This window comes from Arthrobacter sp. B6 (assembly GCF_001663775.1).
In the GTDB taxonomy this organism is placed as follows: Bacteria; Actinomycetota; Actinomycetes; order Actinomycetales; family Micrococcaceae; genus Arthrobacter.
In genome coordinates this window covers 2,092,122-2,118,746 of sequence record NZ_KV467168.1, presented here as the reverse complement: position 1 = coordinate 2,118,746, position 26,625 = coordinate 2,092,122, and the positions used below count along the sequence as shown (strand labels likewise).

General features: G+C 65.2%; 27 protein-coding genes. 18 read left to right on the top strand and 9 right to left on the bottom strand.

Going from position 1 to position 26,625, the window contains the following annotated elements; translation table 11 throughout:
- The first annotated feature begins 9 nt into the window (after nt 1–9).
- On the top strand, nt 10–720 hold the full coding sequence (locus AU175_RS09310; protein ID WP_066290861.1) for a GAF and ANTAR domain-containing protein: 711 nt from the start codon (nt 10–12) through the stop codon (nt 718–720).
- Here AU175_RS09310 and AU175_RS09305 read toward each other — a convergent pair.
- Nucleotides 717–983 carry a hypothetical protein gene (locus AU175_RS09305; protein WP_066287807.1) on the bottom strand — a complete coding sequence of 89 codons (267 nt, stop codon included), beginning with the start codon at nt 981–983 and terminating at the stop codon, nt 717–719. The two genes, AU175_RS09310 and AU175_RS09305, sit on opposite strands and share 4 nt — an antisense overlap.
- A gap of 128 nt (nt 984–1,111) precedes the next feature.
- On the opposite strand from AU175_RS09305, the gene AU175_RS09300 reads away from it, so the two are divergent.
- Nucleotides 1,112–1,732, top strand: a complete 621-nt coding sequence (locus tag AU175_RS09300) for a TetR/AcrR family transcriptional regulator (protein ID WP_066287805.1) — start codon at nt 1,112–1,114, stop codon at nt 1,730–1,732.
- Between the two features lie 180 nt (nt 1,733–1,912).
- Here AU175_RS09300 and AU175_RS09295 read toward each other — a convergent pair whose 3' ends face one another.
- Nucleotides 1,913–2,389, bottom strand: coding sequence for an SRPBCC family protein (locus AU175_RS09295; RefSeq protein ID WP_066287802.1), 477 nt, complete (start codon nt 2,387–2,389; stop codon nt 1,913–1,915).
- A gap of 257 nt (nt 2,390–2,646) precedes the next feature.
- On the opposite strand from AU175_RS09295, the gene AU175_RS09290 reads away from it, so the two are divergent.
- On the top strand, nt 2,647–3,213 hold the full coding sequence (locus tag AU175_RS09290; RefSeq protein ID WP_066287799.1) for a type 1 glutamine amidotransferase domain-containing protein: 567 nt from the start codon (nt 2,647–2,649) through the stop codon (nt 3,211–3,213).
- A gap of 126 nt (nt 3,214–3,339) precedes the next feature.
- Nucleotides 3,340–4,815, top strand: coding sequence for a DHA2 family efflux MFS transporter permease subunit (locus tag AU175_RS09285; RefSeq protein WP_066287797.1), 1,476 nt, complete (start codon nt 3,340–3,342; stop codon nt 4,813–4,815).
- Between the two features lie 117 nt (nt 4,816–4,932).
- Here AU175_RS09285 and AU175_RS09280 read toward each other — a convergent pair whose 3' ends face one another.
- Both AU175_RS09280 and AU175_RS09275 read right to left on the bottom strand, forming a co-directional pair.
- Nucleotides 4,933–5,766, bottom strand: coding sequence for an alpha/beta fold hydrolase (locus AU175_RS09280; protein WP_066287795.1), 834 nt, complete (start codon nt 5,764–5,766; stop codon nt 4,933–4,935).
- Between the two features lie 76 nt (nt 5,767–5,842).
- Complete coding sequence (locus tag AU175_RS09275) at nt 5,843–6,706, bottom strand: alpha/beta fold hydrolase (protein ID WP_442855291.1); 864 nt, start codon at nt 6,704–6,706, stop codon at nt 5,843–5,845.
- Between the two features lie 94 nt (nt 6,707–6,800).
- Between AU175_RS09275 and lysS the strand changes: the two genes are divergently transcribed.
- From lysS to AU175_RS09220, 12 genes are all read left to right on the top strand, one after another.
- A complete protein-coding gene (gene lysS / locus AU175_RS09270) occupies nt 6,801–8,333 on the top strand; it encodes a lysine--tRNA ligase (protein ID WP_066287792.1) in 1,533 nt (510 codons plus the stop codon).
- Nucleotides 8,334–8,335: 2 nt separating this feature from the next.
- A complete protein-coding gene (locus AU175_RS09265) occupies nt 8,336–8,515 on the top strand; it encodes a hypothetical protein (protein WP_066287790.1) in 180 nt (59 codons plus the stop codon).
- A gap of 130 nt (nt 8,516–8,645) precedes the next feature.
- The gene (locus tag AU175_RS09260; RefSeq protein ID WP_066287788.1) at nt 8,646–8,975 is read left to right on the top strand and encodes a histone-like nucleoid-structuring protein Lsr2; all 330 of its coding nucleotides are present in this window, start codon (nt 8,646–8,648) and stop codon (nt 8,973–8,975) included.
- A gap of 462 nt (nt 8,976–9,437) precedes the next feature.
- Entirely contained in the window at nt 9,438–11,930 is a 2,493-nt protein-coding gene (locus AU175_RS09255; RefSeq protein ID WP_066287786.1) for an ATP-dependent Clp protease ATP-binding subunit, read from the top strand.
- Between the two features lie 239 nt (nt 11,931–12,169).
- Complete coding sequence (locus tag AU175_RS09250) at nt 12,170–14,299, top strand: S9 family peptidase (protein WP_066287781.1); 2,130 nt, start codon at nt 12,170–12,172, stop codon at nt 14,297–14,299.
- A 292-nt stretch (nt 14,300–14,591) separates the two neighbouring features.
- Complete coding sequence (locus tag AU175_RS09245) at nt 14,592–15,101, top strand: amino-acid N-acetyltransferase (protein WP_066287778.1); 510 nt, start codon at nt 14,592–14,594, stop codon at nt 15,099–15,101.
- Nucleotides 15,102–15,219: 118 nt separating this feature from the next.
- Nucleotides 15,220–16,635: an FAD-binding oxidoreductase gene (locus tag AU175_RS09240; protein WP_066287775.1), complete on the top strand. Its 1,416-nt coding sequence runs from the start codon at nt 15,220–15,222 to the stop codon at nt 16,633–16,635.
- A gap of 362 nt (nt 16,636–16,997) precedes the next feature.
- Nucleotides 16,998–17,999, top strand: a complete 1,002-nt coding sequence (gene dhaK, locus AU175_RS09235) for a dihydroxyacetone kinase subunit DhaK (RefSeq protein ID WP_066287773.1) — start codon at nt 16,998–17,000, stop codon at nt 17,997–17,999.
- Nucleotides 18,000–18,001: 2 nt separating this feature from the next.
- Nucleotides 18,002–18,634, top strand: a complete 633-nt coding sequence (gene dhaL, locus AU175_RS09230; RefSeq protein ID WP_066287770.1) for a dihydroxyacetone kinase subunit DhaL — start codon at nt 18,002–18,004, stop codon at nt 18,632–18,634.
- On the top strand, nt 18,631–19,329 hold the full coding sequence (gene dhaM, locus AU175_RS09225; protein ID WP_066287767.1) for a dihydroxyacetone kinase phosphoryl donor subunit DhaM: 699 nt from the start codon (nt 18,631–18,633) through the stop codon (nt 19,327–19,329). Before dhaL ends, dhaM begins: the two co-directional genes overlap by 4 nt.
- A gap of 77 nt (nt 19,330–19,406) precedes the next feature.
- Nucleotides 19,407–19,583, top strand: a complete 177-nt coding sequence (locus AU175_RS21700; RefSeq protein ID WP_156642243.1) for a hypothetical protein — start codon at nt 19,407–19,409, stop codon at nt 19,581–19,583.
- A 93-nt stretch (nt 19,584–19,676) separates the two neighbouring features.
- Nucleotides 19,677–19,958 carry a hypothetical protein gene (locus AU175_RS09220; protein ID WP_066287765.1) on the top strand — a complete coding sequence of 94 codons (282 nt, stop codon included), beginning with the start codon at nt 19,677–19,679 and terminating at the stop codon, nt 19,956–19,958.
- Nucleotides 19,959–19,965: 7 nt separating this feature from the next.
- Here AU175_RS09220 and AU175_RS09215 read toward each other — a convergent pair whose 3' ends face one another.
- From AU175_RS09215 to AU175_RS09200, 4 genes are all read right to left on the bottom strand, one after another.
- A complete protein-coding gene (locus AU175_RS09215; protein ID WP_066287764.1) occupies nt 19,966–20,457 on the bottom strand; it encodes a hypothetical protein in 492 nt (163 codons plus the stop codon).
- Nucleotides 20,458–20,493: 36 nt separating this feature from the next.
- Entirely contained in the window at nt 20,494–20,925 is a 432-nt protein-coding gene (locus tag AU175_RS09210; RefSeq protein WP_066287763.1) for a DUF3592 domain-containing protein, read from the bottom strand.
- A 3-nt stretch (nt 20,926–20,928) separates the two neighbouring features.
- Entirely contained in the window at nt 20,929–21,360 is a 432-nt protein-coding gene (locus tag AU175_RS09205) for a DUF3592 domain-containing protein (RefSeq protein ID WP_066287758.1), read from the bottom strand.
- Between the two features lie 63 nt (nt 21,361–21,423).
- Nucleotides 21,424–22,353, bottom strand: a complete 930-nt coding sequence (locus AU175_RS09200; protein WP_066287755.1) for a Fe-S cluster assembly protein HesB — start codon at nt 22,351–22,353, stop codon at nt 21,424–21,426.
- A gap of 252 nt (nt 22,354–22,605) precedes the next feature.
- Between AU175_RS09200 and AU175_RS09195 the strand changes: the two genes are divergently transcribed.
- A complete protein-coding gene (locus AU175_RS09195; protein ID WP_066287752.1) occupies nt 22,606–23,280 on the top strand; it encodes a hypothetical protein in 675 nt (224 codons plus the stop codon).
- A 116-nt stretch (nt 23,281–23,396) separates the two neighbouring features.
- Here AU175_RS09195 and disA read toward each other — a convergent pair whose 3' ends face one another.
- A complete protein-coding gene (disA, locus tag AU175_RS09190) occupies nt 23,397–24,473 on the bottom strand; it encodes a DNA integrity scanning diadenylate cyclase DisA (RefSeq protein ID WP_066287750.1) in 1,077 nt (358 codons plus the stop codon).
- A 526-nt stretch (nt 24,474–24,999) separates the two neighbouring features.
- On the opposite strand from disA, the gene AU175_RS09185 reads away from it, so the two are divergent.
- Nucleotides 25,000–26,613, top strand: a complete 1,614-nt coding sequence (locus AU175_RS09185; protein WP_066287749.1) for a peptide chain release factor 3 — start codon at nt 25,000–25,002, stop codon at nt 26,611–26,613.
- Nucleotides 26,614–26,625 lie beyond the last annotated feature (12 nt).

Genomic DNA, 26,625 nt, shown 5'->3' with positions numbered 1-26,625 from the left:
ATGGCGCCCATGGCAACGACTACCCGCGCGGAGCGCGTCAGCGTGGCGTTCGTAAAACTCACGGACACCTTGGTTGCGGACTACGATGTCCTGGACCTGCTGCACACCTTGGTGGAGGAAACCGTGGGGCTCCTCGACGTCGCGGCCGCCGGCCTGGTGCTGGCCGATCCCAGCGGCGAACTCCAGGTCCTGGCATCCACCAGTGAACAAAGCCAGCTTGTGGAAGTCCTGCAACTGCAGGCCGGTTCAGGGCCGTGCGTGGAATGCTACGCCACCGGGCGTGCCGTCGTCGTGGAGGACATTGGTGCGCTTGAGCGCTGGCCGGACTTCAAGGCCGCCGCGCTTTCCCAGGGCTTTCATTCAGTACACGCGGTGCCGATGCGGCTTCATGCCCGCATCATCGGCGCGATGGGGCTTTTCGGCGCCACCCCCGGTCCCTTGACGAGGGAGGATGCCGCCATCGGCCAGGCGCTTGCCGACGTCGCCACCATCAGCCTGATGCAGGAGCGCACTATCAGGGAATCGGTCCTCGTTAATGAGCAGCTGCAGCGTGCGTTGAATAGCCGCGTGCTGATCGAGCAGGCGAAAGGTGTCATCGCCCACACGGCCGGAGTGGGCATGGAGGAGGCGTTCAACCTGCTGAGGAATCACGCCCGTGCCCACAGTGAAGGCCTCCATGAAACCGCCAGCCGGATCGTGGACCGCAGCCTGACGCTCTAGACCGGAAGATCCCGGTTGAACATCAGCTGTTCAAGCAGGGCCTGCTCCGGCTCTCCGGGATGCCGTGCCACGCAGCGACGCAGCCTTGCCCTGGCCAGTTCCTCCCCGGGTGATTTTCCGCAGAGCACTTCGTCGATGATCTCCTGTGCCTGCCATCTCAGTGACTCAATCGCAAACTGCCGGACATCGGCAGGATCGAAGTCTTCGTTCAACCAGAGGTCCGGATCCGAGGGCACGCTTTGGAACATCCGCTCTGCTGACATAGGGGCCTCCTTGCACCAGACCGGCCGGGCCAATAATGGTCCAACCGGCGTCGAAGCACTGCGCGTAGGAGAAACATTACAACGAGTAAGACCAGTCTGTCTCTACCTCGCGTAAACTGGTGAACACGATGAGTTCAGGTCCGGAATCTGTTCCGTCCCTCGTGGAAACACAGGTGGGTGCGGCAACCGGCCACGCCGATGCGGTGGGCCGGATCCTGGCCGTGGCCTACGAACTTTTCTCCCGCCGCGGGGTTCGCGACGTCGGCGTCAATGAGCTGATCGAACGGTCCGGCGTTGCCAAAGCCACCTTTTACCGGCACTTCCCCTCGAAGGATGCCCTGGTGCTGGCCTTCCTCGAGCAGCGCGATCAGCAGTGGACCGTGAATGCAATCGTCTCCGAAGCGCGGCGCCGCGGGAACACGCCCGCTGAGCAACTGCTGGCGATCTTCGATGTCTTCGGTGACTGGTTCCTCCGGGAGGACTTCGAGGCCTGCTCCTTCATTAACATCCTGCTGGAGATGGGCCCGGCGCACCCGCTGGGCCAGGCCAGCATCGACTACCTGGCCAGGATCCGCGGCCATGTCCAAGGCCTGGCAGAGGAAGCCGGGCTTGCCCGAACCGAAGATTTCGCCCGGTCCTGGCACATCCTCATGAAGGGATCCATCGTTTCGGCCACCGAGGGTGACATGCAAGCCGCCAAGCGTGCCCAGCAGATGGCAGCCTGGCTGATCGAACACCACCGCAACTAAGCCCCAACAGCGCGAACGTACACTTGAGGCCCCAAAATCCGCAGATTCCAGGGCCTCAAGTGTACGTTCGCGCTGCATTGTGGGGGGGGTGGGCGCTGCCTCAGGCGTTAGCGTTTGACGGCGTTCAGCTTGAGCCATTGCAGTCATCACGCCGGAAGTTCGGGACTGTCACGCGCGGTGTCATAAAGCCTGTCCGGTGGGTCCGGTGTCGTCCACATCGCCACGCCAGGCCCCGGTCTCGGTGCCCCGGGATTCGATGAAGTCCTTGAATTTGCGCATGTCGGACTTCACCTGCATGTTGTCGATGTTGAGGGCGGCCCCGGCTTTCTCGGTGAGATTCTCCGGTCCCCATTCAAAGTGGACTGAGATTCGGGTGTTGCCGGCATCCAGCGGTGTGAAGTGGATGAGGCCGGCGTGGGAGGTCCCGTCGACGCTGCGCCATGCGATGCGTTCGTCGGGCGTCTGGTCGACTATTTCGGTGTCGAATTCACGCTCCACGCCGCCGATCCTGGTGACCCAATGATTGGTGGTGTCGGTCAGTTGGGTGACCGATTCGACGCCGGACATGAACTGCGGAAATGTCTCAAACTGCGTCCATTGGTTGTACGCCGTCCGCACCGGAACAGCGACGTCGATGGTCTCTTTAACGGATTCCATGCTGCTTCCTCCTCGTTTTAGAGGCGCGCCATAACGGACCCGGGCGGTCCGAGTCCGTCAACCGACGTCCTCACTTGAACACTAAGCCTGCTGACTTTTAGTGTCCAGAACCGGACCTTCCTGCCAATCCGAGAGCGATTAGTCAGCTTGCTTATCACTTTGGGTTTTTCTAGGCTGGGTGCTGTCAGGCAAACAACTCTCCAGGCGGACACCGGCGTGCTTCCATCTGCCCCGACCGCCCCACCAGAGGAGGAAAAATGTCAGAACACAGCATCACGGGCAAGAAGGTCGCATTTCTGCTGACGGATGGCGTGGAGCAGGTCGAACTCACCAGCCCCTGGCAGGCAGTCAAGGACGCCGGCGGCGAGCCCACGCTGGTAGCACTGAAAGACGGGAAGCTGCAGGGATTCAAGGGCACCGACAAAGGTGACACGTTCGACGTCGACCTCAAGGTCGCGGACGCCAACGCATCGGACTTCGACGCCCTGGTACTCCCCGGCGGAGTGGTGAATGCCGACCACCTCCGGGTGGACAAGGACGCCCAGGCCTTCACGCGCGCGTTCTTCGAGCAGCACAAGCCGGTGGCCTCGATCTGCCACGGACCGTGGCTTCTGATCGATGCGGGCGTGGTCCGCGGCCGGAACGTCACCTCGTACCACACGCTCCAGACGGACCTGAGGAATGCCGGTGCCAACTGGAGCGACCAGGAAGTGGTAGTGGACCAGGGCCTGGTCACCAGCCGGAGCCCAAAGGACCTGCCGGCGTTCAACAGCAAGCTGGTGGAGGAAATCTCGGAAGGCCAGCACGCCCGCCAGACTGCCTAAGCCTTAGTGTTCCCTCAGGGTTAAGAAAAATACCCGGCGGAGGAATTACTCCACCGGGTAGAGTGTTGGAATCTGCAGCGACGACGCTCGGCTGCCACCAAACTCACACTCCCTGAGGGAACACTTATGTCTACTAAAGTCTCTTCTGACGCCCACGGCGAGCCCGTGCAGGCCGTTGAGGCGAAGCCGTCCGCTCCAGCGAAGATGTCCCGCGAGTCGGTGACCATCATCGCCACGCTGCTGGTGGCGACATTCGTGGTGATCCTCAACGAAACCATCATGAACGTTGCCCTGCAGCGTCTCATGGTGGACCTGGGTGTGGACGCGCCCACAGTGCAGTGGCTGGCTACCGGGTTTATGCTCACCATGGCCGTGGTCATTCCCACCACTGGATTCATCCTGCAGAGCCTGTCAACGCGGGCCGTGTTCATGCTGGCCATGGGCCTCTTCACCGGCGGCACCGCGCTGGCTTCCGTGGCCCCCGGTTTTGAGGTTCTGCTCCTGGCCCGCATCGTCCAGGCCGGCGGTACGGCCATCATGCTGCCGCTGCTGATGACCACCATCCTTACCTTGGTTCCGCTCGCGAAGCGCGGTGCCGTGATGGGCAACGTCAGCATCGCCATCTCCGTAGCTCCGGCCATGGGCCCCACCGTCTCCGGGCTCATCCTGGAGCACTTTACCTGGCGCTTTATGTTCGTGTTCGTCCTTCCGGTGGCGCTTGCGGCTCTGGCGATCGGCGCCAAATACCTCACCAACATCGGCGAAACGGAGAAGACCAAGCTCGACTTCTTCTCCGTTCTGCTGACCGTTCCGGCCTTCGGCGGGCTGGTCTATGGCCTCAGCCAGATCGGCGGCGGACACGGAGGCCAGGGCGGTCCCAGTCCCGTGGCCATCGGTGCCCTGGTTGTCGGCGTCGCCAGCCTGGCGGTTTTTGTGCTCCGCCAGCTCCGGCTGCAGAAGGCCGAGGCTCCGCTGCTGGACCTCCGTGCCTTCAACTTCCGGATGTTCACCGTCTCGGTCCTACTGATGGTGGTGGCCATGATGGCGCTCTTCGGCGGCGTGATCCTGCTGCCTCTTTACCTGCAGGAGATCCGCGGCCTCGGTTCGCTGGAGACCGGGCTGGCCTTGCTCCCGGGCGGCCTCGCCATGGGCCTGCTGGGCCCGTTCATCGGCCGGCTTTTCGACAAGGTGGGGCCGCTGCCGCTGACCGTGACCGGTTCGGTCCTGATGGTGCTGTCCCTGTGGCAGTTCTCCATGCTCGACGCCGGCACGCCCGTGTGGTGGATCGTCAGCCTTCACGTTGTGCTGAGCTTTGGCCTGGCGCTGTTGTTCACCCCGGCGTTCACCACCGGCCTGAACCCGCTGCCACCGCATCTCTATTCACACGGCTCGGCGATCATGAGCACCATGCAGCAGGTGGCCGGTGCCGCCGGCACGGCGCTGCTGGTGTCCATCTTCGCCGTGGTCTCTGCCTCTTCCGGCCTCGTCGCCGGGATGAGTGCCGCGTTCCTCACGGCAACCGTGATAGCCGTTGCCGCCGTCGTACTCTCAGCGATGATGCGCAAGACAGAAGGTGCAGCCGCGGGTCACGGAGGCCACTAACCCCCTCCGCTTGGCGCGAACGTACAGTTGAGGCCCTTGTTTCCTGGCGAAACAAGGGCCTCAACTGTACGTTCGCGCGGGACGCTGGTGTGCGCGGGATGGTGGTGTGGGGGTTCGCTAGCCGGCGAAGAAGTCGCTGAGTTCGGTGATCAGCTTGTCCGGGGCGCGGAGCACGCCGTCGTGGCCGGAACCCTGCAGGATGGTGTAGCTGGAGCCGGACAGGACGTCGTGGATCTGGCCGCACGCCACACCGAAGTGTGCCGGGCTCTTCTCGCCCACCACGATGAGGGTTTCCAGCGGCAGTTCCAGGAACGGCTCGGCCGGCATGTCCGCTGCGATGATCGCCTTGATTTCCCGGACGCCGGTGCGCATGAGTTCACGCATTTGTTTGCCCACGTGCGTGCCGGCGGTGAGCTTGTTGGCGATGGTGAGCATGGACAGCGGCATCCGCGAGAACGCGCCGCCGGTTTCCAGGCCCTTGCTGAGCACGGCCAGTGCGCGGTCGTCGTCCCCGGCGGCCGTGGCCCGTTCGTATTCCGCTGTCCAGTCAGCCTTGACGCTGTGGTTCACGGACACGGCGGGATCGTAGACGGCCAGCCGTTCCACGGGAAGCGTGCGGGCCGCGTGCAGGGCCACGGCACCGCCAAAGCTGTGGCCGAAGACGTCGGTGCTGGACGTGTGCTTCATGACGGCGTCGAGGTCGCGGATGTCCGCGTCAAGCGTGTAGTCATCCGCCTGCGGCGACGAGGAACCGCGGCCGCGGCGGTTGAAAGTGTGCACCGGGCGGCCCAGGGCTGCGCTGAGTTTCTGCGCAAACTTGGTGTAGTCGGCTGCTGTCACCATGGAGGCCGGCACCACAACCACACCGGAGCCTGCGGAGGCCAGTTCGGCGCCCGTGGAGAAGAGCTCGAGCGTGCCGCCGTCGGGGGTCTTGATGTTCTCGCGCGTCATGTTCCGAGCCTAGCGGAGGTACCTGAGTGCTGGCAGCAGGAGGGCCTTCCTCAAAGGTAACGGGTGTCGGCCAAGATCAGCCCCGAAAGTACTCCGAGATGTCGGTCACAAGCTCTTTGACGGCGGCCGGGATGGAGCCATGGAAACCCTTGGGCGACAGTTCGAACGTGCTTCCGGGCACGGCGGCGTGAAGACGCTCGGCAGTAGCCTTGTAGTAGCTTGGGCTCTTTCCTCCCACCATGAAGTGTGTGTTGGCAGGAAGGACGCTGAAATCCCTCGCATGGTCCGCCTCGTTGTAGGCAGCACGCAATTCGCCCACGCCGCTGGGCATCACCTCGCGGAACAACCTGTTCACCCTGGTGCGGGACAACAACGCCATCAGCCCCGCCAGGACCGGCTCCGGTATCTTCGCCAAAGCCGAGCCGGGGCTCGTGGCCTTCTTCATGTGGGCGAGGGCATGGCCCACGTTGCCACTGTTCACGGCGTCTTCGAACCCGGCCAGCCACGCGGTGTCAATGCTGCCATCGATGTTCACGGCGGCGTCGTACACGGCGAGCTTGTCCGGCACGTAGGGGGTTCCCGCAAACTCCTGCACTGCGTTCAGGGCAACCGATCCGCCCAGGCTGTGGCCCAGGATATTCCGGGCACCCGTGGCGTCCAGGACTGTGCGGACGTCAGCGATCTCCGTGGCCATGGAATAGTCCGCGGGCTGTTCTGAGGAACTGCCGCGCCCGCGGCGGTCGTAGACATCCACCGCCCAGCCGTCGCCAAGGCCCTCAGCCAGCGCCACCGAAAACGGGCGGTAGATCAGCGCGGTGAGGAAGGCGCCGCCGATCAGCACCACCCGGCGCTCTCCCGGCGCGTCCTCGGTGCCGTAGCTGTACAAAGCCAGCCGGCCGCCGTCGTGCGTTGGCACTACCTGTTCTTTCACCTTCACCATCCTAGGGTGGGGCAGGGGTGCGGGCATCCGGGCCGGGCGAGGGGCAGGACCGCGGCGAAGCCGGAGGGCCGAACTGCCGGTAAACTTGGGGATTGTGACTTCCCAAAACACCCCCGCACCCAAGAATGCCCCAGAGCCGCTCGACGCCAGCGAACAGATGCGCATCCGCATGGAAAAGCGCGCCAGGCTGATCGAACGCGGAACCGAGGCATACCCGGTGGGTGTTGAGCGCACGCACTCCCTCACCGAGATCCGCGAAAAGTACGCGCACCTCGAAGCCGACGACACCACCGGCGACGTAGTGGGCGTCACAGGCCGGGTGGTTTTTGTGCGCAACACCGGCAAGCTCTGCTTCGCCACGTTGCAGGAAGGCGGCGTTGACGGGAAGGGCACCCGGCTCCAGGCCATGCTCAGCCTCGCCAATGTGGGCGAAGAAGCGCTCGCGGACTGGAAGGCCCTCGTGGACCTGGGTGACCACGTGTTCATCAAGGGCGAGGTGATTTCCTCCCGCCGCGGTGAGCTGTCCGTGATGGCCCAGTCCTGGTCCATGGCTTCCAAGGCACTGCGCCCGCTGCCTGTCCTGCACGCGGAACTGAACGAGGAAACCCGCGTCCGCCAGCGGTACGTGGACCTTATGGTGCGCGATGAAGCCCGTGAAATGGTCTACACCCGCGCCGCCATTACGCGGTCCATCCGCGAGAGCCTGCACCGCCACAACTACGTCGAGGTGGAAACTCCCATCCTGCAGCTCGTCCACGGCGGCGCCCTGGCCCGGCCGTTCGAGACGCACATGAACGCGTTCGACCAGAAGATGACGCTGCGGATCGCCACCGAGCTTTACCTTAAGCGCGCAGTGGTGGGCGGCATCGACCGCGTCTACGACATGGGCCGGGTCTTCCGCAACGAGGGTGTGGACTCCACCCACAGCCCGGAATTCACTACCCTCGAGTGCTACGAGGCCTGGGCTGACCAGTTCGTTATGGCGCAGCGCATCAAGGAGATCATCCTCGACGCCGCGGATGCAGTAGGCGCCGGCCGCACCCTTCAGACCGAGGCCGGAGAGATCAACCTCGACGGCGACTGGGCCTGGGTCTCTGTCTACCCCGGGCTGTCCGACGCCGTTGGCCAGGAAGTCACGCCGGACACTTCGCTGGAGGTGCTGCGCGAAATTGCACAAAAGCATGATGTGAAGGCCGACCCGAAGTGGGACGCCGAAAAACTGGCTGTGGAGCTGTTCGGTGAAATCGTGGAGCCCACGCTCCTGAATCCGACGTTTGTGTACGACTACCCGCCGTCCGCCCAGCCGCTGGCCCGGCCGCACCGCGAGGACGGCCGGCTGATCGAGGCTTGGGACCTCATCATCGGCGGAATGGAACGTGGCACGGCCTTCTCCGAACTGATCGACCCCGTCATCCAGCGCGAGCGGCTCACCGAACAGTCGCGGCACGCGGCGGCGGGCGACGTCGAAGCCATGCAACTGGACGAGGACTTCCTGCGTGCCCTCGAATACGGCGCACCGCCCATGGGCGGCATTGGCCTGGGCATCGACCGGCTCGTCATGCTGTTCACCGGTGCGGGCATCCGCGAAACCATCCTTTTCCCGCTCCTGAAGCCTGAGGGCCACTGACCATGGAATATGTAGCCGTATTGCTGCCCTCTCTCGTAGTCGGCCTGCTTTTCTGGTTCGCCATGAAATCGATCTTTAATGCCGATAAGTCCGAACGCCAGGCTGAAGCGCGCGCCCAAGCCGAGGCCGACGCGCGTTCTGCCCAGCCATTGAACCGGCCAGACGCTGAAACCGATAAATAAATCGAAAGCACTTTCGCGAATATCCCCCGGAACCATTTGCCGCTTTGACGCGTTGCCATAAAGAGGGCCATACTTTTTACAGGAACATCCTGCTTTTCTGACAACCCGAACCTTCCCCAGAGGACTATTAATGGCACAGAAAGTAAACATCATCCTCGTAGATGATCTGGATGGGGGATCCGCGGACGAGAATGTCCGTTTTGGCCTCGATGGGGTCAGCTACGAAATTGATCTGTCCTCGGCCAATGCTGCCGAGCTCCGTTCATCCCTGGAGCGGTTTATTGCCGCTGGGCGAAAGACATCCGGCGGCCGTGCCACGCGTGCCAAGGCAGTTGCAGGCGCCCGCAGCAATGACTCCGCCCAAATTCGCCAATGGGCGCGGGACAACGGCTACACGGTTAACAGCCGGGGCCGAATTCAGGCCGAAATCCAGGAAGCCTACCAAAAGGCAAATTCCTGATAACTGCCCCATCCGGGGCAATAGACCCTGTCTTCACCCGTGGGCGGAGGCAGGGTTTTTTGCTGCCGTTTGAAGAATGCGCAACGGGCACGCGTGTATGCCGCGAAAACCCCTTGCCGGCTAACAGTCAGCAAGCGTGCGCTGAGCTAATCGCCGCATGATTTCCCCGGGATGGGCCCGTGATTGGGCTTTTGAGGTTCCTGACGGGGGACGCCTACCCTAATTCGCCCTCTCGAACTCATGCGCGGGGGAGAACCTAAATGTCCGGAAAATCACATGTCCGGGCGGTTTAGGTCAGTCCCTTGGCAATTTTGTGATCGTCCTGGACCCTCCGTCACGCCGCCCAGAGACCCCTGCAGGGTATTCCCGAACCGGCCACGGTTTCCCCTGTGGCGAACACGCTCCACAAGTCTGGGTCTGCCACGTAGCATCAAAGTACGTCGTAGCTAGGAGTGTGGCGAAATGTTTGAGCGATTTACGGACCGTGCCCGTCGCGTAGTTGTGCTTGCCCAAGAAGAGGCACGCATGCTGAACCACAATTACATTGGTACCGAACACATCCTCTTGGGGCTGATCCATGAAGGTGAAGGCGTTGCCGCCAAGGCTCTTGAGTCCTTGAGCATTTCGCTCGACGGCGTGCGCGAGCAGGTGCAGGAGATCATCGGCCAGGGCCAGCAGGCCCCGTCCGGCCACATCCCCTTCACCCCGCGCGCCAAGAAGGTGCTGGAACTCTCCCTGCGGGAGGCCCTGCAGCTGGGCCACAACTACATCGGCACGGAGCACATCCTGCTGGGACTCATCCGTGAGGGTGAGGGCGTTGCAGCCCAGGTGCTGGTGAAGCTCGGCGCAGACCTCAACCGGGTCCGCCAGCAGGTCATCCAGCTCCTCTCCGGCTACCAAGGCAAGGAAACCACCGGCGCCGGCGTCGGCGCGGGCCAGCCTGAGGGTACTCCGGCCGGTTCAGTAGTCCTGGACCAGTTCGGCCGCAACCTGACCCAGGCTGCCCGGGAGAACAAACTGGACCCTGTCATTGGACGCGAATCCGAAATGGAACGCGTTATGCAGGTCCTCTCGCGCCGTACCAAGAACAACCCTGTCCTGATCGGTGAGCCCGGCGTTGGCAAGACCGCCGTCGTTGAAGGCCTGGCCCAGGCGATCGTCCGTGGCGACGTCCCGGAGACCATCAAGGACAAGCAGCTGTACACCCTGGACCTCGGGTCCCTGGTGGCAGGCTCGCGGTACCGCGGTGACTTCGAGGAACGCCTGAAGAAGGTCCTCAAGGAGATCCGCACCCGCGGCGACATCATCCTCTTCATCGACGAGATCCACACCCTTGTGGGTGCCGGTGCCGCCGAAGGTGCCATCGATGCAGCCTCCATCCTGAAGCCCATGCTGGCCCGCGGAGAACTGCAGACCATCGGTGCCACCACCCTGGACGAGTACCGCAAGCACATCGAAAAGGACGCAGCCCTGGAGCGCCGCTTCCAGCCGATCCAGGTCAAGGAGCCGTCGGTTGCGCACGCGATCGAGATCCTCAAGGGCCTGCGTGACCGCTACGAGGCGCACCACCGCGTCACCATTACCGACGGCGCCCTTGCCTCGGCCGCCAGCCTCGCCGAACGCTACATCTCGGACCGCTTCCTGCCGGACAAGGCCATCGACCTGATCGACGAGGCCGGCGCCCGGCTGCGCATCCGCCGGATGACCGCACCGCCGGAGCTGAAGGCCATGGATGAGCGGATCGCGAAGCTCAAGATGGAGAAGGAGTCCGCGATAGACGCGCAGGACTTCGAAGGTGCTGCCGCACTCCGCGACAAGGAGCAGAAGCTCATCACCGAGCGCTCGGAGAAGGAACGCCACTGGAAGTCCGGCGGCATGGACGACATCTCCGAGGTGGATGAGGATCTCATCGCCGAGGTGCTGGCCAACTCCACCGGCATCCCGGTCTTCAAGCTGACCGAGGAAGAGTCCTCGCGCCTGCTGAAGATGGAAGATGAACTGCACAAGCGCGTGGTGGGCCAGAACGAGGCCATCCGGTCCCTGTCCCAGGCGATCCGCCGCACCCGTGCAGGCCTGAAGGACCCCAAGCGTCCCGGCGGCTCGTTCATCTTCGCCGGCCCCACCGGCGTCGGCAAGACCGAACTGGCCAAGGCTCTCGCCGAGTTCCTCTTCGGTGAAGAGGACGCCCTCATCACGCTGGACATGTCCGAGTACTCCGAGAAGCACACGGTCTCGCGCCTCTTCGGTGCACCTCCGGGCTACGTCGGCTACGAGGAAGGTGGCCAGCTGACCGAGAAGGTACGCCGCCGTCCGTTCTCCGTGGTCCTGTTCGACGAAGTGGAAAAGGCCCATGCGGACCTCTTCAACTCCCTTCTGCAGATCCTGGAAGACGGCCGCCTGACTGACTCCCAGGGCCGTGTTGTGGACTTCAAGAACACCGTGATCATCATGACCACGAACCTCGGTACCCGGGACATTTCGAAGAGCGTTGCCACCGGCTTCCAGTCGGGCACGGACACGCAGACCGGTTACAACCGGATGCGGGCCCGCGTCACGGAGGAGCTCAAGCAGCACTTCCGCCCCGAGTTCCTGAACCGTGTTGACGACGTTGTGGTCTTCCCGCAGCTGACCCAGGACGAGATCATCGAGATCGTGGACATGTTCGTTGGCCGCCTGGAAAAGCGCCTCAAGGACAAGGACATGGGTATCGAGCTCACGCCCGCGGCCAAGGTGCTCCTGGCCACGCGCGGCTACGATCCCGCCATGGGCGCCCGGCCGTTGCGCCGCACCATCCAGCGCGAGATCGAGGACCAGCTCTCGGAGAAGATCCTGTTCGGCGAAATCCACGCCGGCGACATCGTTGTGGTGGATGTGGACGGCGACGGAGACGACGCCAAGTTCACGTTCGCTGGCAACGCCAAGCCGCGCATCCCGGAAATCGCCCCGAGCGCCTAGCACCAAAGCACAGGCCCCGCCCGCTCCCACCAAGGAGCGGGCGGGGCCTTCGCTTTGCGTTTCGCACCCAAAGGTTCCGCCGGGCGCTGGCCGGGGCGCTCCGGTAGCAGACGCCGGCAAATGTCTGGGCCGACGGCGCCAGGCCCGCCCAGGCTCCGTCCCTGCGTAAGAAAACGGCGCGGAGCCGTTCGTCGGTTGCGGGGTTTGTGATGCGGGGCACAGTCGGGTTGAATCGGGGCATGGCAACTGAGAATCCGGCGATCCCGGACGAGCAACCTTTGACCCCCTTCCATGATCTGGACCATTACCTGTCTATCCCGCGCGTAAGCGGCCTGTCCCTGAGCCCGGACGGCCGGAGGCTGGTCACCACCGTGTCCACCCTCAACGGCAAGGGCACCGAATTCGCCACGGCACTCTGGGAGCTTGATCCCGCGGGCGAACGACAGGCCCGGCGCATTACCCGCAGCGCCAAGGGCGAGGCCGGGGCTGCCTTCGCGGCCAACGGCGACGTCTACTTCACGTCTGCCCGCCCGGATCCGGACAGCCCGGAGGGAGATCCTGTCAGTGCCCTGTGGCTCCTGCCGGCCGACGGCGGTGAGGCCAGGGTGGTCCTTTCCCGTCCTGGTGGTGTGGGAAATGTTCTGGCAGCCCGGAAGGCGGACGCCACTTTTGTCACGGCAGAGGTCCTGGCAGGGTCAAAGGACGAGGAGGACGACGCCGAGCGGCGCAAATCCCGCAAGGACAACAAGGTCGCAGCCATCCTGCACAGTGAATACCCGGTCCGCTACTGGGACACCGACCTGGGGCCGGGGCAGCCCCGGATCTTCGCCGTCGAACCGGGCCAGGACAAGGAGCCCGGTAAGCCGGCCACTGTTGACGCGGCGGCGCCGTTGCAGCTACGCAACCTCACCCCCGACGCAGGTTCCCGGCTCCGCGAGGCCGAAACGGTGGTCAGTCCGGACGGTCGGACCATCTACACGAGCTACACCAGGCCGCTGGCCAAGGCTGACAGCCGATCCGTCCTGGTCGCCGTGGACGTGGCCACCGCGAGCCAGAAGGTACTTCTCGACGAGGAGGGCATAAGCTACTTCCCCGGCCCGGTTAGCCCCGACGGGAATACACTGGCGGTGGTCAGCGAGAGCGACACCACTCCGCACGAGGCTCCCGAGGTCAAGCTGCACCTGCTGGACGTTTCCGGCAACGCGGCCGATTCGGGCAGCAACACCGGCCTCACCCCGCTGGTGCCGGATTGGGACCGTTGGGCCAGGCCGGCAGCATGGCTGCCGGACGGTTCGGCCCTCCTGGTCACCGCGGACGACGACGGCGCGTCGCCCGTTTTCCGCATCAGCGTTCCGGCGTCTGCCGCGGAAGTGAGCGTCACCCGGGTGACGCAGGACGCGGCGGCCTACACCGACGTCGTGGTTTCACCCGAGGGGCGAAGTGCCTACGCGCTGCGCAGCTCCTACGAGTTCCCGCCCGAGGCAGTCCGGATCGACTTGGAAACAGGTGAAACCACCCGGCTGCCAGCCCCGGCCGAACGGCCAGGCTACCCCGGCCGGCTGGAGCGGTTGGCCGCAACCGCGGCCGACGGCAGCCGCGTGCCGGCGTACCTGGCGCTGCCGGACGGCGCGTCGGCTGAGTCACCTGCTCCCATGCTGCTGTGGATCCACGGCGGACCGCTGGGATCCTGGAACGCCTGGACGTGGCGGTGGAACCCGTGGCTGCTCACGGCGAAGGGTTACGCGGTGCTGCTGCCCGATCCGGCGCTGTCCACCGGCTACGGCCAGGCGCACATCCAGCGGGGCTGGGGCGAGTGGGGCAAGGCCCCGTTTACGGACCTGATGGCCGTCACCGACACCGCCGTGGCACGAGCGGACATCGATGAGACCCGGACCGCAGCCATGGGCGGGTCCTTCGGTGGCTACATGGCCAACTGGGTGGCAGGCCAGACGAACCGCTTCAAGGCGATCGTCACGCACGCCAGCCTCTGGGCCCTGGACCAGTTTGGCCCCACTACGGATGCCTCCCAGTACTGGCTCAAGGAAATGACCGAAGAGATGGCGCTGGAGAACTCGCCGCACCTCAATGTCGAAAAGATCAGCACCCCCATACTGGTGATCCATGGTGACAAGGACTACCGCGTACCCATCGGCGAGGGCCTGAGACTCTGGTACGAACTCCTCTCCAAGTCGCAGCTTGCCGCGGATTCGGACGGCCAGACCCCGCACCGGTTCCTCTACTTCCCGGACGAGAACCACTGGGTCCTGCAGCCGCAGCACGCCAAGGTCTGGTACGGCGTCGTGGCGAGTTTCCTCGCCAAGAACGTGTTGGACCAGGACGTGCCGGTGCCGGCCGAGCTCGGGCTCTAGTCACGTCCGGCCCGGGTCCGGCTTGGAGGCTGGGACATTTACCGCGTGCTGCTCGTACCTCCCTTTGACGCACGCTACATAAATGTCCCAGCCTCCTTCGCCTCGTGCCGGGCCGGACGCAGGCGCGCTTCATGCGAAGCGAGGGTGCCGGGGTCATTTGTGTAGCTTGCGTCAGAGCGACGAAGGAGCAGCAAGCGGCAAATGGCGCCGGTGCCGGAGCGTTCCCACCCGGCACCGTGCTTGGCCCGGCACCGTCCCACGGGCAGCCCCCTCGCCTCGTAGGATTGAACCTGTGACTGACTCCTTCCATATCCGTCCTGCCCGCACCGGCGATGTGGCCGCCATCAAGAGACTGGTGGCGCCGCTTGCGGAGCAGCGGATCCTCATGGCCAAGGAGACGGTGGCCTATTACGAGAGCCTGCAGGAATTCCGGATCGCAGAATCAGAAGATGGCGAAGTCATCGGCTGCGGCGCCCTCCATGTGATGTGGGAAGACCTGGCCGAGGTGCGCACCCTCGCTGCGTCCGACGCCTGGCGCGGCAGGGGCGTGGGTCACGTGCTCGTCGAGAGCCTGCTCGACGAGGCCCGCGCGCTCGGCGTTGCCCGCGTTTTCTGCCTCACATTCGAGGTGGACTTCTTCAAACGGCACGGGTTCGACGTCATGGCGGACCAGTCTGCGGTGGATCCGGTCGTCTACTCCGAACTGCTCCGCTCCCACGACGAAGGTGTTGCCGAATTCCTTGATCTGGCCCGGGTCAAACCCAACACACTGGGCAATACGCGGATGATCAAGTTCCTCTAGGAGGGCCCGGCTGGGACCGGGAATTATGGATGATTTTTGAAGTCTTTTCGTTGATCGATTCGATGGATAAACTGGGTTGACTTGCTGGGGAGCAAACCCCGACTAATGAAAGCACCTCATGCACATCCTTTCCTCCCACACGGAAAAAACCGAACTTCAGCTTCTGGTCCGCGGGCTCGTGTATGCCCCCGGCGACGCCCACTACGACGCCGAAGTCGCAGCTTTTAACCTCGCAACCCGCCACACCCCGGACCTGGTCCTGAGTGCCGTCAATGCCGACGACGTCGTTGCCGCAGTCAGGTGGGCAGCGGCCCGTGGCATGTCCATTTCAGTCCAGTCGACCGGCCATGGCGCCGCCAACGCCATCATCGGAGGCCTGCTGATCAGCACCCGCCTCATGCTGGAACTGTCCATTGATCCCGAAGAGCGGACGGCCCGGGTGGGCGCCGGCGTGCGCTGGCGGGACGTGCTCCAGGCTGCCGCCCCATATGGGCTGATGGGCCTGCATGGCTCCACCACCGACGTCGGCGTGGTTGGCTACACCCTCGGCGGCGGCATCCCCCTGCTGGGACGGAAGTACGGCTTCGCCTCGGACCATGTCCTTGCCTTCGACCTGGTTACCCCGGATGGCGTGCTGCGCCGAGTGGACGCCCACAGTGATCCACGGCTGTTCGCACTGCTGCGGGGCGGTAAGGGTAACTTCGGCGTTGTAACGGCGATGGAGTTCTCGCTGTTCCCTGCGGGCGAGCTGTTCGCCGGCGGCATCTTCTACGAGGGTGGCCATGCCAGGGCCGTGCTCGGGGCATTCCGTGGCTGGAGCAGGCGGCTGCCATCGGAAGCCTCGGCGTCGCTGGCCTTCCTGCGCCTGCCGGACATGGAGGAAGTGCCCGGCTTCCTCCGCGGCAAGTTTGTGATGCACCTGCGGTTTGCCTGGCAGGGCAATGCAGAGGAAGGGGCGCGGTTGCTTGCGCCGATGCGCGGTGCCGCTCCGGTCCTCGTCGACGGGGTGGGTCCACTTCCTTATCTGCGGGTGGACGAGATCCACGCCGACCCGGAGCATCCGGTGCCTGTCCACGAAGGTGGCCTGCTGCTGAAGGAGCTTGACGACGGCCTGGAGGAAGCGTTGCTTCAGTTGGCCGGACCTGACAGCACCGCTCCGCTCCTGCTGGCGGAGATCCGGCTGATGGGTGGCGCACTGGCCGTTCCGCTGAGGGGCGCCGTTCCCGACGCCGACTGCGTGGGCGGGCGCGATGCCGCACTGTCGTTCTTCGCCGTGGGCATCATGGCTCCGCAGATTGCCCATCTGGTTCCGGCCGCTATTGCAGCCGCGCGTTTGGCACTCGAGCCATATGGAACGGGCGGCGCAGCCGTCAACCTGTACGGTCATCTCACCTCGCCCGAACTGGCAGCCAGCGCCTGGCCGGAGGCTGCCCGGTTACGGCTCAGCGAGGCGAAGGCGGAGTTGGATCCGAAGAACCTCTTCCGCCACGGCCACGCCATCTTGCCGGCGCCTGCGGTCGTGCCCGCCGCCTGAGGCGCGCAATCACCTCAGCACATCCGGCGCGAACGGACACTTAAGCACCGCCAGTCAGCGCGAGCGTACACTTCGGGCCCTGCGCTGGGGCCTGAAGTGTACGTTCGCGCGCTGCGCTGGGGCCTGAAGTGTACGTTCGCGCGTCATGTCAGGGACTTTTCCTTGCATTAGTCGATTTGATGGATAAACTATGGATTGCCTGTGTTTGGGGGCACGTGCGCAAGGGACTGTCATTGGGGGCCGTCCCTTTCGTCGTTCCCGGCAGGACTCGCGGCAAGCGGACAGAAGCTACCGCAGTCCGGGCGGCGGTAGTAGGGTCAAACTGACATCCTCCAGGAAGCACGGACCGGCCGGGAGCCGCCTTGAAAAAACTCATCAACGATCCCCGCGCTGTGGTGGACGAATCACTGGACGGCTTCGGCCTGGCCCACGCGGACCTTGTCACGGTCAGTGCCGATCCCCGGTTTGTCACCCGCAAGGACGCGCCGGTGGCAGGCAAGGTGGGGCTGGTTTCCGGCGGGGGAAGCGGCCACGAGCCGCTGCACGCAGGCTTTGTGGGACGCGGAATGCTCGACGCCGCCGTCCCGGGGGCGGTGTTCACGTCACCAACGCCGGACCAGATCCTTCCGGCGACGCAGGCAGTGGACTCCGGCGCCGGCGTCGTCCACATCGTCAAAAACTACACCGGCGACGTGCTGAACTTCGAAACGGCTGCCGAGCTGGCCGAGGCGGAAGGTGTGCAGGTCCGGACCGTCCTGGTCAATGATGACGTTGCCGTGGAGGACTCCCTGTACACGGCCGGGCGGCGAGGCGTGGGTGGCACAGTGCTTGTGGAGAAGATCGCCGGAGCGGCAGCCGAGAGGGGCGACAGCCTGGACGACGTTGCCGCCGTCGGCGAGAAGGTGAACAACAATGTCCGCACCATGGGCGTGGCACTGTCGGCGTGCACCGTGCCGCACGCCGGCTCGCCCAGCTTCGACCTCGAAGACGACGAGATCGAGATCGGCATCGGAATCCACGGCGAACCCGGCCGGCACAAAATCCCCCTCGAAAGTGCGGACGCCATCACCGACGCGCTGCTGGAGCCCGTATTGACCGACCTGGGCATCGTCGCCGGTGACAAGGTGCTCCTGTTCGTCAACGGTATGGGCGGGACGCCGCTGAGTGAGCTTTACATTGTGTACCGCCGTGCCGCCCGGGTAATCACGGACAGAGGTGCCACCGTGGAACGCTCGCTCGTGGGGAACTACATCACGGCCCTGGAGATGCAGGGTTGCTCCATTTCCGTACTCCGGCTGGACGATGAAATGACCGGGCTGTGGGACGCTCCGGTGCACACGGCGGCCCTGCGCTGGGGAGTGTAGCCATGGTGCTGGATGCGAACTGGGCCGTGAAGTGGCTGACGCTCTGCGCGCAGGCCATGGCGGAACATCGGGTGTGGCTCATTGAACTGGACCGCGCCATCGGGGACTCTGACCACGGCGAGAACATGGACCGCGGTTTCCAGGCGGTCCTGGACAAACTGGCCGAGGTGCCGCCGGAAACGCCCGGAGCCGCGCTTAAGCTGACGGCCATGACGCTGATGTCCAAGGTGGGCGGTGCCGCCGGCCCGCTGTACGGGACAGCCTTCCTCCGGGCTGCAGCATCGCTGGGCGATTCGCCGGAGGTGGAACCTGCTGCCTTCGCCCGCGCCGTGGTGGCGGCCCGGGACGGGATTGTGGCCAGGGGCAAGGCCGAGGCGGGCGACAAAACCATGGTGGATGCGTGGACACCGGCCGCCGAAGCGGCCATTGCAGCCTCAGCCGACGGGGCCGGCACGGCCCTTGAAGTCCTTGTGGCCGCGGCCGAGGCTGCCGAGGCAGGCGCCGTCGCCACGGATCCCATGGTGGCGCGCAAGGGCCGTGCCAGTTACCTGGGGGAGCGGAGCGCCGGCCACCGCGACCCGGGGGCCGCCTCCACTGCCCTGATCCTCCGCGCGGCAGTTGGGGCCGCGGCGTGACTGTCGCCTTGGTGGTGGTCTCCCATAGTGAAAAGCTTGCCGACGGCGCCGCAGAACTTGCCGCGCAAATGGCTCCGGATGTTTCGATTGTGGCCGCCGGGGGAACCCCGGATGGGCGGATCGGCACCAGCCTGGAAAGGGTCATGGCCGCCCTGGAGCAGGCTGCCGGCGGGGATGGCGTGGTGGTTCTCACCGACCTGGGATCGGCCGTGATGACAGCGGAATCCGCGCTGGAGTTTGCGGGGGAGCCGGAGGGCGTGCTGCTGGCGGATGCTCCTCTGGTGGAAGGGCTGGTGGCCGCTGCGGTGGCAGCCCAGGGCGGCGCGGACGTGTACGCCGTCAAGCGTGCAGCCGAAGGGGTGTTCGGCTCCGCAGCGGGAGTGCCGGCGTCGTCCTCCCTGAGTGCCGTCGAGGAGGGCTCCGTCACTGGGGCGGGACCGGAGTTCACCGGCGACTTTGAGCTCATAAACCAGGCCGGAATGCACGCACGCCCGGCTGCGAAGATCGCTGGCGGACTGTCGTCCCTGGACGCCCGGGTGACAGTCAACGGCCTGGACGGGACCTCGATGGTGGCACTGATGACCCTGGCTGCCGGCAAAGGCTCGGTCCTCCACGTGGAGGCCTGGGGTGTGGACGCCGAGCGGGCGGTGAACTATGTCGGCGGGCTGGTCCAGGCCGGATTCGGGGAGCCGTAGGGCCCTCTGGCATGTGTTTGGGCACTCCGCGGTGTGTTCACCCTGTCCTGTCCGGGCCTGCGAATAGGCTCTATGCCATGGAACGGCTCTCCTTCGATGACAACTGCCCGCCACTGGTGGTACTGGACGGGCAGACATCCATCGAGGAGCTCTTCGCAGAACTCGGCTTCGAGTGGCGGGTGGAGGCGGGCCTGTCCGGCGCGGACGCGGGCGGCTGCGGGGACGGAGTGATGGGCCAGGCCACCCTGTTCTGAGCGGGCGCGAAACCGCAATCCTCAGTTCACCTGCCGTTAAAGGTGGTGCCCTAGATTGTCCCTTCAGGCACTCTCTGCTCGAAGGGACCCATCATGGCCAATATTGCTGAAATTCTGGGCAGGCTAACCCCTGAGGAACTTGACGTCCTGCGCGGCCTTGGGCCGCAGGGCCACCTGACCAAGCCCCTGGTGGAAGCCCTGGACCGGGCTGCCGGCGGGCCCGGCGCCGGCCGCGGCTACTACGTCCCCAGCGGCAGCGTAAGTGATACCGGCGGCCCGCACCTTGTCCTCCGCAGCGACGTGTCCGCGTGGCTCTTCGGGACAGCCCGGCAGGTTTCCCACACCGGGGCAGCTGACCCTGCCGCGCAGCCCTAGCCGGGCATTAGGGAGCCGGGCGCAACCCCTCGGCGTCGAGCACCACCGATGCGGTAACAAACCTGCCGCAGTGCTCGCCGTAGGGGAATTCACCGCGGGGAACGAAGTCCAGCGTCCGCACCGGCAGAGCAGACCCGTCCGCCGAGGTTCCGGTGGCCGTCACCGCCATGGGCGATTCGGTCAGGGCGTCCAGGAACAGCGTCCCGATCATGGTTCCGTCGGGCGACGCCGTGGCCGAGCAGACGCCGTCCGGAGTGCAGCCCTGGTCAATGGAAACACTGCCCTGGCGCAGTTCCAGGTCATCTTCGGTGCACACGCCGTCCTGGCAGGCCTTCAAGTGCAGGGCTGCCACCTGGGGCACGTAGGGGGCCGCCACGGTGACGGAAACCACCGACGCCTGGCCGATCGCCGGGCACGGCGTCTCGTAAGGGTAGTAGTAGCAGCCAGAGGTGAGCGCCGTCGTCGTTATCAGTGCCAGAAGTACCCCGGACTTGCGCATACTTCAGGGTAGGCGTGCGGGCCGAAGCCCGCACGCCTACCAGGAAAGTGAGGCAAACATCGTTATGGCCAGCACGCAGAAGGTCACCAGAACGAGACCTGTGGCCATCCTGCCCTTGGCAACGATGAAGACCGGCAGCGTGGACTCGGCCGGGTTGGCCGGGTTGTAGGCCACCGGAATGGTGGTTCCAATGATCGCCTGGTCGCGGCTGTAGATGTCGGACTGCCCCAGCCATCGCTGGCCCGCGGCGTCGGCGAATTCATAGGACGGGGCGAACCGGTTGCGGCCATTGCTGGCTGGGCCGTCTTCCCCGTGGAGGTTGCCAGTGACAGTGGCGGACGTGTGTGACCACCCGGCCATCGAGCGCCGACGGCGGAAAGACGCGGACAGGGAGAGGCCTGCCAGGATCAGGCCAAGCACCAGGGAGAGTCCGGGCAGGACAACAAAGAGCAGCTTCAGGAAATCCATGGGTCAGCCCACCGGGAAGATGCCGATAAACCAGAACGAGCCCAGGGCGAACAGCGCGAAGACCGGCATCAGGCAGCCGATCAACTTTTTTGATTCGTACGCCACTTGGAACGACTGGTTGGGATTTGCCGGGTTGTACGCCACTTCGAGGAGCGATCCGGGCGCCTGCTGGTTTACGTACGAAACCTCGGATTCGCCGGCGTACAGGGTTCCGTTGGGATCAGCGAACTGGTAGGTGGGGTAGAAGCGCCTGTTCCGCGTCGAGCCGCCTCCGCCATGGCTCCAGCCCGCAACGTTGCCGGTCACCGTTGCGTGCGCCTTGGGCCAGCTGGTGATCAGGTTCTCGTGGCGCTTGGCCTTGCGCAGCATGTGGACAAGCGAAAAAATGACACCGGCCACAAACAGCGCCCAGATGACGTACAGCATTATCTTCATGGAATTCCCCCGGTTCCGGTCACCAAGAAGTATGCCACCCCGGCAGGGGAAGGCTTGTCAAAGTCAGGCCGGCAGCCGGTAGCCGCCGTGGTGCAGCTCGGCCAGGCCGTCGCTGAGCAGCCCTGCCAGTGCGCGTTCCAGCTGTTCCGGGGCGGAGTTCAGCCTGTGCAGAGCCGCCAGAGGGACGCCGATCCCATCCGGCGCGAACCCGAGATCGGCAGGTTCCTGCGCAAACAGCTCCGGCAGCACCGGCGCGTCTGCGAGGCGCAGCACGGCCATCACGGCTCCGCGGACCTGGCGGTCCGTGCCGTGCCACGCCTGCCCCTTCGGAACGTACGACGGCGGCGGCTCGCCTGCCGCCAGCCAGGCACACGAATCCCGCACGGGACAAACGGCGCATTTCGGCGCCCGCGCCGTGCACACCAGCGCTCCCAGCTCCATCACCGCAGCGTTCCAGCGCACGGAAGTGTCGTCGTCGTCCGGCAGCAGTTCCGCCGCGAGCCGCATCTCCGCTGCCGTCAGGGAAGGGGAGGGAAGCGCGACGCCGGAAATGAGCCGGGCATGGACCCGGCGGATGTTGGTGTCCACTACGGTTTCCCGGCGGCCGAACGCGAACGCCGCCACCGCCGCGGCCGTGTAGCTGCCTACGCCGGGCAGATCCAGCAGTTCGGCGTACGTGCCGGGAACCTGGCCGCCGTGGTCGCGTCCGATGGCAGCCGCCGCCGCGTGCAGCCGGAGCGCCCGGCGGGGATAACCCAGCCGGCCCCAGTGACGGACGGCTTCGCCCGCCGGCTCGGACGCCAGGTCCCCGGGAGTGGGCCAGCGATCCAGCCATTCCTGCCATACCGGCAGGACCCGCACCACCGGCGTCTGCTGCAGCATGATTTCGCTGACCAGCACTCCCCATGGCGAGCAGTCGGGTTCACGCCACGGGAGGTCCCGGGCGGTTTCCGCGAACCAGCCGTTGACGCGGCTGTGCAGGTGGACAGGCAAGGACCCGCGCGCGGGCGTTGGCTGTAATTCTTGAGGCGGGGTTTCAGGGGAAAGTGCTGGGGCGAGGGCTGTAGCGTCGATCCCAACACTGTAATGGATCCTCGGCTTGGGAAGCCAAGGCAAGGAGACCAACGCAAGGGAAGCCACCGGTCCGAAAACCCCGCAGCCGGAAACCAATCCGTGACCATAGCGTTGGCGGAGCGCGCGGCGTGGTGGGCCGGCAGAGCACCGCCGGTTCTCTAGCCTAGAAGGATGGGCAGGCAAGGCAATTCATCATCACGCAGCAAGGCATCCGCATCCGGTCCCGGCGCCGGACGGAAGCCGAGCCCCGCCGTGTACCGGCGGCGTCGGCTGTTTGTGGGAGCTGCCCTGCTGATGGTGGCTGCCATGGTGTTCGGCGGGTTTGCTGTGGCCGGGGCTTTCAGCGGCAGCTCCGACCAGGTTTCCTCCACCGGCAGCCCCACGGGCAGCGCCACCTCAGCTTCGCCGTCGGCAAAGCCCACAAGCACGCCTACCCCGACCCCGACCCCGACGCCAACGTGCAACCAGAACCTGGTGACCGTTTCGGCGTCCACCGACAAAGCTGCTTACGGCCCGGACGAGAACCCGCTGCTCAGCCTCAAAGTGACCAACGGCGGCACGATGCCCTGTGAAGTGAACATCGGTACCTCCCAGATGGAGTTCCTGGTGACCAGCGGCGCGGATAGGATCTTCTCGTCCAGGGACTGCCAGGCCAAGAGCGAGGACCTGGTGAAGATCATCCAGCCTGGTGCGAGCGAGACGGCGAACTTCCCGTGGACGCGGAACCGCACGCTGGAAGGCTGCCAGCCCATTGAAGCCAAGCCGGGTGCCGGCGGGGCTTATTACATCTTCACGGCAAAGCTTGGCTCCAGGGCCAGCCCGAAAGCTGTTTTCCAGCTCAACTGACTCTTGTCCTCCCCACCGGCCCCCTTGCCTCGCAAGCTCGCCCAGGGAACCCTGCCGCGTGGGCCCCACGGCCCTTTTGAGCCGCTCAAGGCCGGTGGGGGAGCGCGCGATGGGGTTTAGAGGAAGCGGTCGAGCAGGCTGGCTTCGGCCATGCGGCTCAGGCCTTCGCGGACGGTGCGGGCGCGCTGGTCGCCGATGCCGTCCACGGTCATCAGGTCATCGATTGTCGCTGCCATCAGGAACTGCAGGCCGCCGAAGTGGTCCACCAGGCGGTCGGCAACAGCCTTGGGCACTGCCTTGAGGCCGGACAGCAGCCGGTACCCGCGCGGTTGCACCACGGCGTCGAGATTGGCCTCACCGCCCGCGAATCCGACGATCCCGGAGATTTTTCCGAGGTCTATCAGCTCAGTGGGGCCCAGATTGACCAGGGCGCTGACGGCCTTCTCAATGTCGTCGGCGGAAGCGTCCGGCCCGCCGTAGTCGCGGATGATGACGTCGCTGCCGGGGCCGCGGCCCACCGTGAGCTCATCCAGCTGGAGCGACAGCAGGCGGCCGTCCTCACCGAGTTCCAGCACGTACTGCGAGATTTCCTCAGAAATCCGGCGGACCATTTCCTGGCGCTGCAGGGTGACGGCGACGTCGCGCACGGTCACCATGGCTTCGATCTCGAGGGCAGACAGCGAGCTGGTGACCTGGTCCAGCCGCGAACGGTACCGCTCAAGGGTGGCGAGGGCCTGGTTGGCGCGGGCCAGGACTTTCTCGGAGCCCTCCAGGACGTGGCGCAGGCCGTTTACGTACAGCGCGATGATCTGCATGGACTGGCTGACGGAAATGACGGGCACGCCGGTCTGGATGGCCACGCGTTCCGCGGTGCGGTGCCGGGTGCCGGATTCCTGCGTTTCAATGCTGGAGTCGGGGACCAGCTGGACGGCGGCGCGGAGGATGTTTCCGGCGTCCTTGTCGCAGATGATTGCGCCGTCCATTTTGGCAAGTTCGCGCAGGCGCGTGGGGGAGAAGTCGATGCCGATGTCGAACCCGCCGGAGCAGATGGAGTCAATGGTCCGGTCCGAGCCTAAAACGATGAGTGCGCCTGTGCGTCCGCGGAGGATGCGTTCCAGCCCATCACGCAGCGGCGTGCCTGGAGCCACTCTGCCCAGAGTCGCCTTGAGCGATTCTTCGGGGCTCCGAGCCATAGTGTTCCCTTCAAAGGTGCGGACTGCCGCCCGCAGGTACGCCGGTTTACACTTCACCGACGGGATCAAAAAGTGCGCAGTTTCCCGCAAGCTCAATGATAGAGGTAAGGACAGGCAACAACCGCACGGACAAGCCCTAAAGTGCCCCATTAGGGGGTGCTGTGGAATGCGCCGTTATTGGGTTCGACGGCGGTTGGCCGGGAGGCACTTTTGGCCGGTTTGGATGAAGGGATGCCCAATGCGAAAGGCCAGCGCCTCGACCGCCACCCTGTCACTCTCGCCCTCGACCAACACCGTTGTCGCCTGCATGAACCAGTATGGCGAACGCCAGCCAGGTCGGCACGTGCTCGACTGCACCAGCCTGAATCAGGCGTTTCAGTGGCGTTAAGTGCTCAGATGGCGCCACCTTCGGCGCGGGCCTGCCGCTGCGATAAACTTGGAACTTGGCGCTCAGCCAGTCCCCTTCCCGTCAAGCGATGTCCCCTCCAGCGCCCAGGGTTATCCCCACCGCAGCGAAAGTAGCACCGTGTCCCAAGATGTCCTTAGCCCCGCCCGGGTCTCCGAGATTCACAAACAGGCGGCCCGGCGTCGGACGTTCGCCGTTATTTCGCACCCTGACGCCGGAAAGTCGACGCTCACCGAAGCGCTGGCCCTGCACGCGAAGGTGATCGGCACCGCCGGTGCCTCCAGTGGCAAGGCCAACCGCAAGGAAACGGTCTCGGACTGGATGCAGATGGAGAAGGACCGCGGCATCTCGATCAGCTCCGCCGCGCTGCAGTTTTCCTACCGGGACACCGTCATCAACCTGCTGGACACTCCCGGCCACGCGGACTTCTCCGAGGACACCTACCGGGTCCTGGCCGCCGTGGACTGCGCAGTGATGCTGGTGGACGCCGCCAAGGGCCTGGAAACGCAGACCATGAAGCTGTTCGAGGTCTGCAAGCAGCGCAACCTGCCCATCATCACGGTGATCAACAAGTGGGACCGCCCCGGCCTGGACGCCCTGGCCCTGATGGACGAGATCACCGAACGGACCGGCCTCCAGCCCATGCCGTTGACCTGGGCCGTGGGCATCTCCGGCGATTTCCGCGGCGTCTGGGACCTGCGCAATGACCGGTTCGCACGCTTCCAGCGCAACAACGCCGGCGCCAACATCGCGCTGACCGAATACTTCACGCCGGAACAGGCCGCGGAGAGCCAGGGCAGCAACTGGTCCGACGCCGTGGACGAAGCCGGCCTGGTCATCGACTCCAACCTCGAGTTCGACGTCGAAGCCTTCCACGCAGGTACCGCCACGCCCATCCTCTTCAGCTCCGCCGCCCTGAACTTCGGGGTGAAGGAACTGTTGGATGCACTGGTGGACTTCGCTCCGCCAGCGGCGCCCCGCCCGGATGTTGACGGCAGCCCGCGCGCCGTCGAATCGCCGTTCTCCGGCTTTGTCTTCAAGGTCCAGGCCGGCATGAACAAGGCCCACCGCGACCACGTAGCCTTCATCCGCGTATGCTCCGGCGTTTTCGAGCGCGGCATGGTGGTCACCCAGACCCGGACCGGGAAGTCCTTCGCCACCAAGTACGCCCAGCAGGTGTTTGGCCGCGAACGCGAGGTCATCGACGAGGCCTACCCCGGCGACGTCGTGGGCCTGGTCAACGCTTCCTCCCTGCGCGTCGGTGACAGCCTTTTCCTGGAAGAGGCCGTGGAGTACCCGGCCATCCCGCTGTTCGCCCCGGAACACTTCCAGGTGGCGCGGTCCAAAGACCCCAGCAAGTTCAAGCAGTTCCGCCGCGGCATCGAGCAGCTGGAGCACGAGGGCGTCATCCAGGTGCTCCGCTCCGACGTCCGCGGCGACCAGGCTCCGGTGCTTGCCGCCGTCGGCCCCATGCAGTTCGAAGTGGTGGAGGACCGCATGGCGCACGACTTCAATGCCCCCATGCGCCTGGAACGCCTGCCGTACTCGATGGCCCGGATTTCGACGGCGGATGCAATGCCCGCGCTGGCCAACGTGCCGGGCGCCGAGGTGCTGGTGCGGTCCGACGGCGAATACCTCGCCCTCTTCAACGACGTGTGGGCCCTGCGCCGGATTGAGAAGAACCACCCGGACCTGACGCTGGTGCCGATCGGGACGCACAACCCCGCCAAATAGCTGTTCCTTCCA